Genomic DNA, 13616 nt, shown 5'->3' with positions numbered 1-13616 from the left:
GAGGCGGTGCGCGGCCCCAGGGCGGGGGGGGGGGCGGCGCAGACCGGCGGCCCCGCCCCCCGTCCGGGTGGCGAGGGCCCGTGGGCGAGGTGGGGGTCGTCAAGCTGGAGTACGCCGAGGACGGGCAATCGATCGGGATCCACGTGGTCCGCAACCGGCGCTGGACCAGGAGGGGCCGGCCCGCTCCCCCACCCGGCCACCCAACGGCAGTATATTATGGGTGGCCGGGTGGGGGAGCGGGCCGGCGCCGCCTTTCTCAAACGGGCTCTAAGACCGGTTGCCGCGCAGGCAGGAAGGGCTCGGCGCGCTGTCGCCGGGCCCTTTTGCGTTACCGGATCACAGGATCCCGCCGGTCAGCCACAGCCGCAGGCCGCTGACGAGCAGCACCAGCAAATTGAGGTTGCGCCCCGCCGTGCCGCGCGAGAGCAGGCCGAACGCCAGGCCGACGACCGCGATCGGGAAGGCGATCCAGTTGACGAGCGAGATGATCGGGAAAATGCCGATCACGGCGATGAGCAGCGCGACAAGGCCGATCAGGATCGAGATCACATTGAACATGCGCCTCACATGGTGCGTCCCGAGTGTGTTGGCAAGATACCACAGCAGGTCTCGCCCAACGCTTCCTTAACCTTCCTGCGGCATCCCGCAGATATCCCCAAAAGAGGACGGTCGCGTGTTCCGCAGTCGAGCTTTTCTGCCCTTCGCATTCCTGTCGCTGGCGCTTGCCGGTTGCGGCGGGCCTGCGCCCGACGACAGCGCGGACAATAGCGCCAATGCCGCCGATCCGGCGCTGACCAGCGCGCTCCAGGACCAGATCATGGTCGATCCGCAGCTCAGTCGCCAGGCGAACAGCGGCGCGGTGCGCCCACCCAGCCAGCCCTATTCGGGCGGCGTGCCGGCGCAGGGCGTGGCGGCCAACACCGATACGGTCGACAAGGGCGGGCTGCTCCATGCCCCCGCCCCCAATCCCGCGACCAAGGGCGTCGGCGCGGCCGGGGCGATCACGCCGGGCGCCCTCGCCCAGCGCCAGAAGGATCCGAAGACCAAGGGCTGCGCGGCGCATCTCACCTATTCCGCCGGCTGGGCGCAGCGGCTTCCCGCCGATCTGCCGCTCTATCCCCAGGCCCGCGTCACCGAGGCGGCGGGCACCGAGGACGGCAAGTGCCGGCTGCGCATCGTCAGCTTCTCCGCGGCCCAGCCGATGCAGGCGATGGTCGACTGGTATTATACCCAGGCGATCCGCGGCGGTTACAGCGCCGAGCACCAGATCGACGGCCAGCAGCACATCCTTGGCGGCGCCCGCGAGAAGGACGGCAGCGCCTATATGATGTACCTGACCACGCGCAGCGACGGCGGCACCGATATCGATCTGATCGCCAACAACGGGCGCTGAGGGGAATTTCCTTCCCGTTCGCGGGCGATCCTGTCGATTGCGGACGCCCCCTCTGACTGCCTGCTGTTGGCGGTTTAGCGACGGGCAGCTTTTGTCTCACGGCCAGAGATAGCCGACATCAACCGGAATGCTGTTCCTCCTCGAAGCGCAACCGAGAATGGAGGTAGCGGGCGAGGTCGCGAAGGTGCTCGCCCCAATGGACCTGATATAGGAACCGGAAATGCCAGTGGGCATCATCAGGTCCAAACCGGTCAAACCGCCACAACACCTCTTTCAGGTCGTTGGTTATGTCCATGATGTCGTCGATGGCATCACCGACAAGGGCTTCGCCCGGAACCTCTTTGGGATCGGCAGAGCCATAGTAGCCCAAAGTAGGGAAGCGCGGGTCAATGTCCGCACGCCCAACGCGACCTTCGGGCGCAGGCCGCTCGTCGCTCTCATCGGGATCGCCGAGGGGTGTGTCGTGGTAGCTCAGGGCAAGCGCATCCAAATGCCGCGCAAGCATCTCAATGGAAGGGCTTTCGCATTTCGTGACGAGATCGACGAAGCGTTGAGCGGCAACGATGTTCGGCGGCAACATGCAATGGATCATAGCTTGGATTGAAAAGGCCCGCGACACATATGTCCGGTAGCGGGCGACCAGCGCGCCTCATGGAACGGCCACAACTGGATCGTTGGCTGCCATTCCGGCCCGTGAAGCGAAGACCGCTGGCAATGTAGGATTTCGCCTGCGATATCCCGCCGGCTCTTTCTCATCGTCGAGTCTCGAAAGCTGCGAAATTCGGGAAGGAAGGGTTTTTCGCAATACCGGTGTCAACCGTGTCAACCAGATCGCGGCGATCCCCTCCCCCGAACGCCAGGGCTTTATAGATCGGCCCAGCCGCGCTACCGCGCTCCTTATGCCCAATCTTTTTCTTGTAATGCTCGGCGGCGCGATCGGCGCGGGCGCGCGGCACCTGACCGGTCGCGCCACGCTTGCCCTGTGGGGCCCCGGCTATCCCTGGGGCACGCTCGCGGTGAATCTGATCGGCGGCCTGCTGATGGGCGTGCTCGCGGGCAGCCTCGCGCGGTTCGGCCAGGGCGGCGAGCAATGGCGGCTGCTGCTCGGCGTCGGCGTGCTCGGCGGCTTCACCACCTTCTCCGCCTTCTCGCTCGACCTCATGGTGATGCTCGAGCGCGGCGATTGGGGCACCGCGCTCGGCTATGCGCTGTTCTCGGTGATCGGCGCGCTCGCCGCGCTGGCGCTGGGTCTGAACCTGATGCGGGCGCTGGCATGAGCGCCGAGAACGAAGTCCGCCAGTTCATCGTCGCGGCCGATGATGACGGCATCCGGCTCGATCGCTGGTTCAAGCGGCATCTGGAGGATGTGAGCTTCAACATCGTCTCGCGCTGGGCGCGCACCGGCCAGCTTCGCGTCGACGGCGCGCGCGCGACTCCGGGCGATAGGCTGACCGAAGGCCAGACCATCCGCGTCCCCCCGGCCGAGCCCGCCAAGCCGGCCGCCGCCGTCAAGGCCAAGCCCGACCGCCCGCCGCTCAGCGACGATCAGACCGCCTTCGCCCGCGAGATGGTGATCCACAAGGATGCCGGCGCGATCGTGCTCAACAAGCCGCCGGGCCTCGCCACCCAGGGCGGCACCAAGACGTTCGAGCATGTCGACGGGCTGCTCGACGCGCTCCAGTTCGAGGCCGAGGGGCGGCCGAAGCTCGTCCACCGGCTGGACAAGGACACGTCGGGCGCGCTGCTGATCGCCCGCAGCGCCCGCGCCGCGGCGTTCTTCTCCAAGTCCTTTTCGGGCCGCACCGCCAAGAAGATCTATTGGGCGCTCGTGATGGGCGTGCCCGAGGTCGAGGACGGCATCATCGACCTGCCGCTCGCCAAGCAGCCCGGCACCGGCGGCGAGAAGATGCATGTCGATGAGAAGGAGGGCCAGCCGAGCCGCACCCGCTACCGGGTGATCGAGCAGGCCGGCAACCGCACCGCCTGGGTCGAGCTCCAGCCCTTCACCGGCCGCACCCACCAGCTGCGCGTCCATATGGCGGCGATCGGCCATCCGATCGTGGGCGATGGGAAGTACGGGTTGCAGGAGGCGTTCCTGAGCGGCGGCATCTCCCGGAAGCTCCATCTCCACTCGCGGCGCATCCGCATCGACCATCCCGATGGCAACAAGCTCGATGTCACCGCCGAGCTGCCCTCGCACTTCGCCGAATCGATGAAGACGCTCGGCTTCGACGAATCGCTGGGCAATACCGACCTGATCGACGATCGCCCCCCGCTCAGCCGCGAGCAGAAAAAGGCCCAGGCGAGGGCCCATGCCAAGACGGTCCGCAAGGAACGCCGCGGCGAACGCCGGAGCCGCGGGGCAAAGAAGTGATGCCCATCCCAATTCCTCCCCGGCACGGGGAGGGGGACCATGCGAAGCATGGTGGAGGGGCCGCCGTCGTAGACGGCGGTGTTCCACCGCCACCCCTCCACCCCTCGCTTCGCGAGCGGTCCCCCTCCCCGTTCCGGGGAGGAATTTTCCGTCCATGAACCGCCTCGCCATCTTCGATTGCGACGGCACTTTGGTCGATTCGCAGGCCAGCATCTGCCTGGCGATGGAGCATTGCTTCATCGGCCGGCGGCTCGACCCGCCCGATCGCGAGGCGATCCGCCGGATCGTCGGGCTGAGCCTGGTCGAGGCGGTCGCGCGTCTGCTTCCGCAAGCCGACGACGCGCTCCACCGGGTGATGGCCGAGGACTATAAGCGCGCCTATTTCACCCTCCGCACCGAGGGGAAGATCGAGGACGAACCGCTTTACGAAGGCATCGCCGAAGCGATCGAAACCCTTGATGCGAACGGCTGGCTGCTCGGCGTCGCCACCGGCAAGTCCGATCGCGGGCTGCTGCGCGTGCTGGAGGCGCATGGGCTGAGGCATCGCTTCGTCACGCTCCAGACCGCCGATCGCCACCCCTCCAAGCCGCACCCCTCGATGATCGAGACGGCGATGGCCGAGGCGGGCGCCGCGCCGGAGACGACGGTGATGATCGGCGACACCAGCTTCGACATGGCGATGGCCGCCAATGCCGGCGCACACGGATTAGGTGTTGCATGGGGCTACCACACCTCGCATGAGTTGATCGCGGCCGGCGCGGCCCGCGTCGCCGATCATGCCCATGCCCTGCCGGGGCATCTGGAGAGCCTATGACCGAGGACGAACGCCTCGCGCGGAAACGCTATTTCATCATGACCGGGATCAACCTGGCCGGAGCCTGCGGCGCGGTGCTGGGGCTGCTGATCGCGGGCCGTTCGGTGACGACGGGGCACACGCTGCTCGGCGGCGCGCTGATCCTCGCCTCGCTCTACATGATGGCGACGGTGCCGCGCGGCCTCGCGCGCCGCTGGCGGACGCCGCCCCAGCCGTGAAGCGCTTCTGGAAGCTGGTGACGATCGAGGGCCGCGGAATCGCGCTCGACGGCAAGCCGGTGCGCACGCCCGGCCGCGTGCCGCTGGCGCTGCCGACGCTCGCGCTCGCCGAGGCGGTGGCGGAGGAATGGCGCGCGGTGGGCGACACGCTCGATCCGCGCGCAATGCTGCTGACCGGGCTCGCCAACGCCGCGATCGACCGGATCGCACCGGACACCGCCGCCTTCGCCGCGGGACTCGCCGCCTATGGCGAAAGCGATCTCCTCTATTATCGCGCCGGAGAGCCCGCGCCGCTGGTCGCACGCCAGGCCGCTGCCTGGGATCCGCTGCTCGCCTGGGCACGGGGCCGCTACGACGTGCATTTCCAGACGACCGCCGGGGTGACGCACCGGCCCCAGCCCCCCGCGACGATCGCGCGGCTCGGCGAGGCGGTGGCGGCGCTCGATGCGTTCCACCTCGCCGGGCTCTCGCCGCTGGTGACGGTCAGCGGATCGCTCGTCGCGGCGCTGGCGCTGCTCGAAGGCGCTGCGGACGCCGATACGGTGTGGCACGCCGCGCATGTCGACGAGGAATGGCAGGCCGAGCAATGGGGCCATGACGACCTCGCGATCGGCGCCCGCGAGGCACGCCGCGCCGATTTCGACGCGGGCGCGCGGTTCCTGGAGCTGCTCTAAACCCGCATCGCCACCGGCTTCGGCAGCGCCCAGGCGATCACCGCCCCCGCCGCGAGCCACGACGCGACGTCGCTGATCCACAGATAGACGAAGAAGCCCCAGGGCATGTGGTTGAAGACCGGCTGGCCGAGATCGGAATAGGCCGTAATCGCCAGCACGGCGATGCCCACCAGTTGCAGCCGGCCGGCGAAGCTCAGCCCGCGCGCGACGATCCGGATCGCGAACGCCAGCAGCAGCGCGCAGACGATCGCGAGCACCAGCCCCGCGACCAGCGCACTGGTATCGGGAATCGCGAAGCCGTTGCTGTTGAAGAACAGCATCGCCGTCGGCCCCTGGCCGTAGAGCTGGGTGCCGGCGGGCGTGCCCTGCCACGGGATCGGATAGGCGCCGGTGCCGAGCGCGCCCAGATGCTGGGCCAGCGCCTGCTGGATCGCGGCGCTCGCGGCATCGTCGGTGCGCGAGAGCGCGATCAGGCTGAGCGGCGTCCCCCAGAAGATGAAGCCGACGAACCACATGGCGATCCCGCCGAGCACGCCGCCGAGCACTAGTTTTGTCATCGCAACCTCCCCTGTAAGGAGGTTACTTATTCAACCCGCGAATGAATCCGATCAACCCCGTCTGGCGCGAGCGCCGCAGCCGTTCGGCATTCAGGATCGTGTGGACCGATTCATAGCATTGCTCGACTTCGTCATTGACCAGCACATAGTCATAGCCGTCCCAATGGCTCACCTCGGCGGTGGCGCGGGCCATGCGCGCGTCGATGATCTCGATCGAATCGGTCGCGCGCTTGACCAGCCGCTCGCGCAGCTCGACCAGCGAGGGCGGCAGGATGAAGACGCGCACCACGTCGCCGCCGGCAAGCTGGAAAAGCTGCTGCGCGCCCTGCCAGTCGATGTCGAACAGCACGTCGCGGCCCGAGGCGAGGATGTCGTCCACCGGCGCCTTGGGCGTGCCGTAGCGGTGATCGAACACATGCGCCCATTCGAGGAACTCGTGGTTCGTGACCATCTCGCGGAATTTCTCGAGATCGACGAAATGATAGTCCACGCCGTCCACTTCGCCCGGACGGATCGGCCGGGTGGTGTAGGAGACCGACATTTCGAGATGGTCATCGGCGGCGAGCAGCTTCCGCGCGATCGTCGATTTGCCCGCGCCGGACGGCGAGGACAGGACGAAAAGGACGCCGCGGCGGCGGAATTTGTGGGGATCACTCTCGGGACCGTGGGGCATGGGCGCCTTTGGCGTGTGCGAAGGCCCCGCGTCAAGTCTGGGGCAGAAGCCCTCTATCGCCCGGAGCAGCCCAGCGCAGCCGCATCGATCGCGCTCGCGGCGCCCTTGAGCGCATAGCTGTCCGCAAACGGCGCGCCATTGGCGGCGACGCTCTCCACGCTCATGCTGCGGCCCTCGCGCATCGCCGCGACGATCGCGGCATCGGTGCGCGCGTCGGGCGCCCAGGCATCGGCATCGCCCGCCATCAGCTCGAAACGCCGCTCGCCCACCGAAAGCGTGACGCGGGCATTGGCGGCGCGCGCGCGGCTCAGCCGGATATGGAGCTGGTCGCGCACCCGGCTGCGCGGCCAGGTGGCGATGCTGACGAATGGCTGTGCCTGGCGATACTTCTCGGCCGGCCTGGCGATCGCGAAGCAGCGCGCGGGCGCCACGTCGCGGAATGCGCCCCAGCCCGCATAGACGCCGAGCGCCTCACGGCCCTGCATCACGGCGAGGAGCAGCGCGAGCGCGATCATGCGGGCGCCGCGCCCCTGCCCGTTCCGCGATGCGCCACCGTCTCGACGCCCTGCTCGATCCGCACGATCGATCCCTGGGGCAGGTCCGGCGCCACCGGCGCGTCGAACTGCGGCATTGTATCGCGCCCGGTCATCACCCCGCGCAGAATCCGACTCGACATGCCGTGCATGATGACCAGCCGGTCGCCCGGATCGTCATCGGTATCGGCAAGCCAGCCCGAGACGCGCGTGGCGATCGAATCATACCATTCGCCGCCCGGCGGCGGCCGCGTGTAGAGCCCATGCTCGAAATCGAGGAAACCCGGCGCCTCGTCCTGGAGATCGGCATAATAGCGCCCGCTCCATTCGCCCATGCCGATCTCGACCAGCCGGTCGTCGGTCCTGGCCTGGTGCCAGTCGAGTTCGAGATGCTCGGCAACGATCGCCAGCGTCTGGAGCGCCCGCCCGGCGCTGGACGACCACAGGGTGAGCTTGGGCCTGGCCCCCAGCAGTTCGCGCAGCGCTGCCCCCATCGCGTCCGCCTGTGCGAATCCGGCGCGAGTCAGCGGCGTGTGCGGATGATCGCCCTGCATCCGGCGCGCGAGGTTAAACACCGTCTCGCCATGCCGGGCGATGAAGTCGCGGCCCTTGCGGTTGCTTGCCATGGCTTCCTCTCTCAGCGGTTCATGTCGGGAAACGCAATGCCTCAGTTCGGCCCCGTTTCGTTCATTCGCCCGACAGGTGTGCCGGCTCACTAGGGCACCGGCCCGAAACCGGGCGCCGCAGATGAAAAGGGAGTGCCCACAGGGCCGGCGTCGACTCTGCCGACCATAGCCCAAGAACCACGGTTTTCCGCGCTTATCTGCGGTCAATGCAACCGAGACTCCCGGTCTGCGGTTGCGCCCCCGCCTGCTTCGTCAAGGCAGGCCAGTACCCAAGGAGTTGAGTTATGCGTACCAAGCTTTTCACCGCCGCCCTGATCGCTTCGGCCGCCTTTGCGGCGCCGGCATTCGCGCAGGACTCGGGCCAGGAATTTTCCGGCCCACGCGCGGAGGCGATCGTCGGCTGGGATCACGTCAAGGACGATTCGAGCTATGACGCATCGAAGGACGGCGTCACCTACGGCGGCGCGATCGGCTATGACCTGCAGCGCGGCAACACCGTGTTCGGCGTCGAAGGCGAGATCACCGGCGCCTCGACTCGCGATCGCGCGACCGACGTCCTCGCCGCCGGCGATTCGCTGCGCGTGAAGGCGGATCGCGACCTCTATGTCGGCGGCCGGCTCGGCTTCGTGGTCGGTGGCCGCACGCTGATCTATGCCAAGGGCGGCTATACCAATGCCGGCTTCAGCACGCGTTACAGTTCGCCGAACACGACCCCGGCGATCAACATCCGCGACAACGAGAAAGAAGACGGCTGGCGCCTGGGCGCGGGCGCCGAGATGAAGCTCACCGGCAATATCTACGCCAAGGCCGAATATCGTTATTCGGACTATGGCGCGGACGACAACGGCATCGATGCGAAGCGCCATCAGGTGGTCGGCGGCCTCGGCGTCCGCTTCTGATACGCGACCGACGCCGAATTTTGGTGTGAAAGAAGGGCCGGAGCGGGTTGCTCCGGCCCTTTTTGCCGTTAAGGGTAGTGAACGGCGAACTGCCACCGGCCGCACGGCATCAGGTGGAATGAGGGCGGCGGCCCGGGGGTTTGATACACATGAAGGCGACGATCGAACGCGCGACTCTCTTGAAGGGCCTCAGCCACGTGCAATCCGTGGTTGAGCGGCGCAACACGATCCCCATCCTCTCCAACGTGCTGATCGAGGCTCAGGCCTCCGGCGCGGTACGGCTGATGGCGACGGATCTGGATCTCCAGATCGACGAAACGATACCGGGCGCGGTGGACCAGCCCGGCGCGACGACGATTTCGGCACACACGCTGTTCGACATCGTCCGGAAACTGCCGGAAGGCTCGCAGGTCGAGCTGACCGCGGCCGAGGGCAAGATGACGCTCCTGGCCGGCCGTGCCCGCTTCAACCTGGGCACGCTGCCGCGCGACGATTTCCCGATGATCGCCGAGGGCGAGCTGCCGACGACGTTCGAGCTGCCGGCCGAAACGCTCAAGCAGATCATCGACAAGACCCGATTCGCGATCTCGACCGAAGAGACCCGCTATTATCTGAACGGCATCTTCCTGCACGTGACCGACGAGGCCGTGCCGCTGCTCAGGGCCGCCGCGACCGACGGCCACCGGCTCGCGCGCGTCACCGTGCCGCGCCCCGACGGCGCCGAGGCGATGCCCGACGTGATCGTGCCGCGCAAATGCATCGCGGAGCTGCGGAAGCTGCTCGACGAGGTCGACGGTTCGGTGGGCGTCTCGCTCAGCAACTCGAAGATCCGCTTCGATCTCGGCCAGGCGATCCTCACCTCGAAGCTGATCGACGGCACCTTCCCCGATTACAGCCGCGTGATCCCGACCGGCAACGACAAGATCCTCAAGATCGACCCCAAGAGCTTCATGGAAGGCGTCGATCGCGTCTCCACGATCGCCACCGAGAAGACCCGCGCGGTCAAGATGGCGCTCGATCGCGACAAGGTGATCCTGTCGGTCACCAGCCCCGAGAACGGCGCCGCGGCCGAGGAAGTGCCCGGAGACTATACTTCCCTGCCCTTCGAGATCGGCTTCAACAGCCGCTATCTGATGGACATCCTCGCACAGATCGAAAGCGATCTGGTCGAGGTCCATCTGGCCGACGCCGCCGCGCCGACACTGATTCGCGAGAACGACCAGTCGCCCGCGCTCTATGTGCTGATGCCGATGCGCGTCTGAGAGATCGTCATCCCCATCCAGGCGGGGATGACGATTGTGGGCGCCAATGGCTTGCGCCACCAGCTCCGCAATAAACCTGAACAATCCGAGTGTGCATCCAAAGACTTCGGTGAGGCACCACAAACCGCAGTCGAATATACGAAGCATATCAGATCGATCGAAGCGGAACTTAATAATCCTCCTTCTTTCGGCTAGTCGGCGGGCATTTGCGCAATTCTCATTTTGGGCAGGCGAATCGCGATTCGTGGGGTTCCCCGGCTTTGCCGCGGGGCAGCATTTGGGCATGAGCGGCGCCAAGCCCCGAGGGTCGCAACTTTCCGGGACTTGAGTCGGGCGGCGGGCTCCCCCGTTCGCCGCCCGGCTCTATCCCGTTCCCCAGCCCGTTCGATCCGCGATTCCGCCGGGAATTGATCTTTGGCCGCCTTGATGTTATTTACATCAATGTCAGTTAAACGGATACGACCGATGGCCACCCAAGCTCCCCAGCCGTTCAACCCCGGCATACCGATGAAGCGCGAATGGGGCACCGCGTTCGGCGCGCTGCGCCGGCTGCTGGCCAATGGCGACGATACCACCCAGGTCTTCCGCATCATGCGCGCGCTGAACGGCGACGTGACGCAGCGCAACTATCGCCGCCTGCTGACCGTCCCCGATGGCGGGCGCCTCGCCTATCGCCGGCTGGAGTTGGCCCAGCGCCTGTCCGACCGGAGCTGGATCGACAGCTTCGCGGCCGGCACGGTGGGAGCCGCCTATCGCGATTTCCTCGATTCGACCGGTTACAGCGCGCAGGGCCTGGCCGAGGTGAGCATGGCCGAGGGCGTGTTCCAGGGCGATGTCGAGCATCCCTATGCCTGGATGGGCCGGCGCGAGCGCGACATCCACGACATCTGGCACGTCGTCACCGGCTACAAGGCCAGCGAACATCTGGGCGAGGCGTGCCTGGTCGCCTTTTCCTATGCCCAGACCGGCGGGCTCGGCTGGGCGTTCATCGCGGTAGGCGCCGCACTCAAGAGCATCCGCGTGACCGGCAAGCTCGATTTCCTCCGCGCGGTGCGTGAGGGCTACGCCCATGGCAAGCGCGCCGGCTGGCTGCACGGCGAGGATTACGAGGCGCTGCTCAACGAGCCGCTCGATTCGGTGCGCAAGCGGCTGAACATCGCCGATCCGGTCAAATACCGGGTCGCCCAGGCCAGCCTCGCGGCGGCCGGGCTCAGCGGGATTTAAGGCAGAGGCGGCAGCGCACTGCCACCGCTCGCGGCGGGCGTATCGGCTGCCTTGTCGAATTCCTCCGCACTCATCACCGGGCCGGGCAGATCGAAACGGTGCGGATCGATCTCGTTCCGATCGACCGATCCCAGCTCCAGGAAAGGCGCGGCGCGCAGCGGCGTGCCCTTTGCAAGCAGTTCGAGCACCCGCGTGCTGAACCCCGACGCTTCCGGGAACATGCCCTGGAGGATCGGAACCGCCGGCTCCAGCATCCGGCGGACCAGCGATCCCACCGGGGCGAGCTCGGGATCGTCGCTCATCACCACTTCGAGCATATGCGCGGCGGGCGACGCATCCTTCAACCCGAACGTCCAGGTCGTCCCCTTGTGCCCCGCGATCTCGGCCGCGGCGCCGCTGGCAAGGACGAACGCCTTGGCTTCATCGGCGGACTGCGCGCCCGAATCGAACTTGATCTTGACCTTGGCCAACGCGATCAGATCGGCATAGCGCACGACCAGCACCTGGCCCTTCATCATGATCGCGACATAATCGACGCCGTCGCGCGTTATCAGGCTGAACTTGCCGTCGACGCCGAGCCGGGCATTGCCGCCGTCATCGACCTCGACCGTCAGCGCCTCCTTGCCGCCCAGCGTATAATGCGCGGTCACGTCCGCCAGCGCCGGCAGCGGCGCCGAGCAGAGCAGGACGAACGCGAGCCGCGCGACCCGGCGGCGAATCACTGGGCCGGCACCGCGGGAGCGGGAGCGGGAGCAGGCACCGGAACCGCGCCGGGGGCCGGCGGCGTGGCGCCGCCCTGGGCCTTGGCTGCGGCCAGCGCCTTGTCGCGCGCCTCGGTCATGCGCTTCACCAGGGTCGCCTTGTCCAGCACCTTCGGCAGCGCGAAATCGGCGGCCGGGATCGGCCCCTTGGCCACGTCCTGCAGCGTCATCACGTCGCCCATGCGCAGCAGCATGCCCTTGCCGAGAACCGCCGCGATCTGCTTCTCGATGCTGCTTTCCTGACCGGTGAGCTGCTTCATGCCGGCATTGCGCAGGCTCGACTGCAACAGCACGGCCTTGCCGATGCCGCTGAACGCCGGATCGCCGCTGACGACGAGCTGCAGCGTCTCGCCGGGGGCCGCGTTGCCCTTGGGCTGCACGCGCCAGATCGCGCCCTTCTGGTCGGCGACCTTCTCCTCGCCGACTTCGGTCGCTTCATATTCGGGATCGTTCGGGCGCGGCTGCGGCTTGGAGCCGCTTTCCTTCATCAGCTGCTCGTTGGCGGCGATGAAGTCGGCGAAGCTGATGGCGAGGCGCTCGCCATTCTCGTCGATCACGATATAGTCGACGCCGTTCTTGTGGAGCAAAGTCTGCTGGCCGGCATCCAGACGTATATCGCCATTGGCGGCAGCCTTGGCAGTGACGGTCATGCGGCCGCCGGCGACCGTATAATGGGCGGTCACGTCCTCCGGCGCCTTCGAACAGGCGGCGGCGAGCAGGAGGGCGGCGACAACAAAGCAATTCCGGATCATGCGAATCCCCTTTTGCCCCTCATCGGCGAAGTGGTGTTCGTCGGCAAGGGGGTGCGCTAAGGGCCTTGGCATGGCCGTGTCCCGCCTCGTCCTCACCGATTTCCGCAACCATGCCGATGCCGTGCTGACGCCGGGCGCGGGCTTCGTCGTGCTCGCGGGCGAGAACGGCGCGGGCAAGACCAACATCCTCGAAGCCCTGTCGCTGCTCGCGCCGGGACGGGGCCTGCGCCGCGCGACGCTGTCGGAAATGGCGCGACAGGGCGGCAGCGGCGGCTTCGGCGTCGCCGCCGCGCTGGACGACGTCGATATCGGCACAGGAATCCAGCCCGATGCCCCCGAGCGCCGCATCGTGCGGATCAACGGCGCGCAGGCGGCGGCCACCGCGCTTGCCGAATGGGTCGGCGTGCTCTGGCTCACGCCCGCGATGGACCGGCTGTTCGTAGAGGGGCCGGGCGAGCGCCGCCGCTTCCTCGATCGGCTGACCCTCGCGCTCGTTCCCGGCCATGCCCATGAATCGACGCGCTACGAGGCGGCGATGCGCCAGCGCAACCGGCTGCTCGCCGAGGATGCGCCCGCCGATCCGGACTGGCTGGAGGCGCTGGAGGCGCGGATGGCCGAGCATGGCGCCGCGATCGATTCCGCACGGCGCGAAACCACGGCGCTGCTCGCCGAACGCCTCGCCGCCCAGCCCGAGAGCGTCTTCGCCCGCGCCGGCCTCGCAATCGACGGCTGGCAGGGCGATGCCGCCACCACGGCACGAGAGCGGGAGGAGGAGGTGGGAGAGCAAACCGTATGAAATCACATCCCAGCGAAAAACATGTGTGCCGGTCTTCGGCTGTAAAAAAAAAGTCAAGAG

At 67.4% G+C, this 13616-nt stretch carries 17 protein-coding genes and 1 pseudogene; 10 read left to right on the top strand and 8 right to left on the bottom strand.

Going from position 1 to position 13616, the window contains the following annotated elements; all coding sequences use genetic code 11:
• Positions 1–336: 336 nt before the first annotated feature.
• Positions 337–558, bottom strand: a complete 222-nt coding sequence (locus HB724_RS19360) for a hypothetical protein (RefSeq protein ID WP_213982591.1) — start codon at positions 556–558, stop codon at positions 337–339.
• Positions 559–673: 115 nt separating this feature from the next.
• On the opposite strand from HB724_RS19360, the gene HB724_RS19355 reads away from it, so the two are divergent.
• A complete protein-coding gene (locus HB724_RS19355; RefSeq protein ID WP_213982590.1) occupies positions 674–1393 on the top strand; it encodes a hypothetical protein in 720 nt (239 codons plus the stop codon).
• A gap of 118 nt (positions 1394–1511) precedes the next feature.
• Here HB724_RS19355 and HB724_RS19350 read toward each other — a convergent pair whose 3' ends face one another.
• Entirely contained in the window at positions 1512–1973 is a 462-nt protein-coding gene (locus HB724_RS19350; RefSeq protein WP_213982589.1) for a DUF5063 domain-containing protein, read from the bottom strand.
• Between the two features lie 319 nt (positions 1974–2292).
• On the opposite strand from HB724_RS19350, the gene crcB reads away from it, so the two are divergent.
• From crcB to HB724_RS19325, 5 genes are all read left to right on the top strand, one after another.
• Positions 2293–2670 carry a fluoride efflux transporter CrcB gene (gene crcB, locus HB724_RS19345; protein ID WP_213982588.1) on the top strand — a complete coding sequence of 126 codons (378 nt, stop codon included), beginning with the start codon at positions 2293–2295 and terminating at the stop codon, positions 2668–2670.
• Entirely contained in the window at positions 2667–3767 is a 1101-nt protein-coding gene (locus tag HB724_RS19340) for an RluA family pseudouridine synthase (protein WP_213982587.1), read from the top strand. Before crcB ends, HB724_RS19340 begins: the two co-directional genes overlap by 4 nt.
• A 154-nt stretch (positions 3768–3921) precedes the next feature.
• On the top strand, positions 3922–4581 hold the full coding sequence (locus HB724_RS19335; protein ID WP_213982586.1) for an HAD-IA family hydrolase: 660 nt from the start codon (positions 3922–3924) through the stop codon (positions 4579–4581).
• Complete coding sequence (locus HB724_RS19330; protein WP_213982585.1) at positions 4578–4799, top strand: hypothetical protein; 222 nt, start codon at positions 4578–4580, stop codon at positions 4797–4799. The genes HB724_RS19335 and HB724_RS19330 overlap by 4 nt, the downstream gene beginning before the upstream one ends.
• Positions 4796–5473: an ATP12 family protein gene (locus tag HB724_RS19325; protein WP_213982584.1), complete on the top strand. Its 678-nt coding sequence runs from the start codon at positions 4796–4798 to the stop codon at positions 5471–5473. Before HB724_RS19330 ends, HB724_RS19325 begins: the two co-directional genes overlap by 4 nt.
• On the opposite strand, the gene HB724_RS19320 is transcribed toward HB724_RS19325, so the two are convergent.
• From HB724_RS19320 to HB724_RS19305, 4 genes are read right to left on the bottom strand one after another with little or no spacing between them, the layout of a single operon-like run.
• The gene (locus HB724_RS19320) at positions 5470–6030 is read right to left on the bottom strand and encodes a hypothetical protein (protein ID WP_213982583.1); all 561 of its coding nucleotides are present in this window, start codon (positions 6028–6030) and stop codon (positions 5470–5472) included. The genes HB724_RS19325 and HB724_RS19320 overlap by 4 nt on opposite strands.
• A gap of 22 nt (positions 6031–6052) precedes the next feature.
• Positions 6053–6703 carry a guanylate kinase gene (gene gmk / locus HB724_RS19315; RefSeq protein WP_213982582.1) on the bottom strand — a complete coding sequence of 217 codons (651 nt, stop codon included), beginning with the start codon at positions 6701–6703 and terminating at the stop codon, positions 6053–6055.
• A 53-nt stretch (positions 6704–6756) separates the two neighbouring features.
• Entirely contained in the window at positions 6757–7218 is a 462-nt protein-coding gene (locus HB724_RS19310; RefSeq protein ID WP_213982581.1) for an invasion associated locus B family protein, read from the bottom strand.
• The gene (locus HB724_RS19305) at positions 7215–7862 is read right to left on the bottom strand and encodes a histidine phosphatase family protein (RefSeq protein ID WP_213982580.1); all 648 of its coding nucleotides are present in this window, start codon (positions 7860–7862) and stop codon (positions 7215–7217) included. Before HB724_RS19305 ends, HB724_RS19310 begins: the two co-directional genes overlap by 4 nt.
• A 284-nt stretch (positions 7863–8146) precedes the next feature.
• On the opposite strand from HB724_RS19305, the gene HB724_RS19300 reads away from it, so the two are divergent.
• The 3 genes from HB724_RS19300 to HB724_RS19290 all read left to right on the top strand — a co-directional run bounded on the left by HB724_RS19300 (position 8147) and on the right by HB724_RS19290 (position 11247).
• Positions 8147–8761: a porin family protein gene (locus tag HB724_RS19300; protein WP_213982579.1), complete on the top strand. Its 615-nt coding sequence runs from the start codon at positions 8147–8149 to the stop codon at positions 8759–8761.
• A gap of 149 nt (positions 8762–8910) precedes the next feature.
• A complete protein-coding gene (dnaN, locus tag HB724_RS19295) occupies positions 8911–10023 on the top strand; it encodes a DNA polymerase III subunit beta (protein WP_213982578.1) in 1113 nt (370 codons plus the stop codon).
• Between the two features lie 465 nt (positions 10024–10488).
• Complete coding sequence (locus tag HB724_RS19290; protein ID WP_213982577.1) at positions 10489–11247, top strand: Coq4 family protein; 759 nt, start codon at positions 10489–10491, stop codon at positions 11245–11247.
• Here HB724_RS19290 and HB724_RS19285 read toward each other — a convergent pair.
• Together HB724_RS19285 and HB724_RS19280 are read right to left on the bottom strand one after the other, a co-directional pair.
• On the bottom strand, positions 11244–11969 hold the full coding sequence (locus tag HB724_RS19285) for a hypothetical protein (RefSeq protein WP_213982576.1): 726 nt from the start codon (positions 11967–11969) through the stop codon (positions 11244–11246). The two genes, HB724_RS19290 and HB724_RS19285, sit on opposite strands and share 4 nt — an antisense overlap.
• Positions 11966–12760 (bottom strand): hypothetical protein, encoded by a 795-nt coding sequence (locus tag HB724_RS19280; RefSeq protein WP_213982575.1) that lies wholly within the window; start codon positions 12758–12760, stop codon positions 11966–11968. Before HB724_RS19280 ends, HB724_RS19285 begins: the two co-directional genes overlap by 4 nt.
• A gap of 70 nt (positions 12761–12830) precedes the next feature.
• Here HB724_RS19280 and HB724_RS19275 point away from each other — a divergent pair.
• Positions 12831–13505, top strand: a pseudogene (locus tag HB724_RS19275) (AAA family ATPase); the annotation flags it as partial.
• Positions 13506–13616: the final 111 nt, after the last annotated feature.

It is taken from the genome of Sphingomonas sp. dw_22 (assembly GCF_018449795.1).
In the GTDB taxonomy this organism is placed as follows: domain Bacteria; phylum Pseudomonadota; class Alphaproteobacteria; order Sphingomonadales; family Sphingomonadaceae; genus Sphingomonas.
Note: the sequence above shows the minus strand (reverse complement) of the source record. Positions and strands in the feature narration are given on the sequence as shown.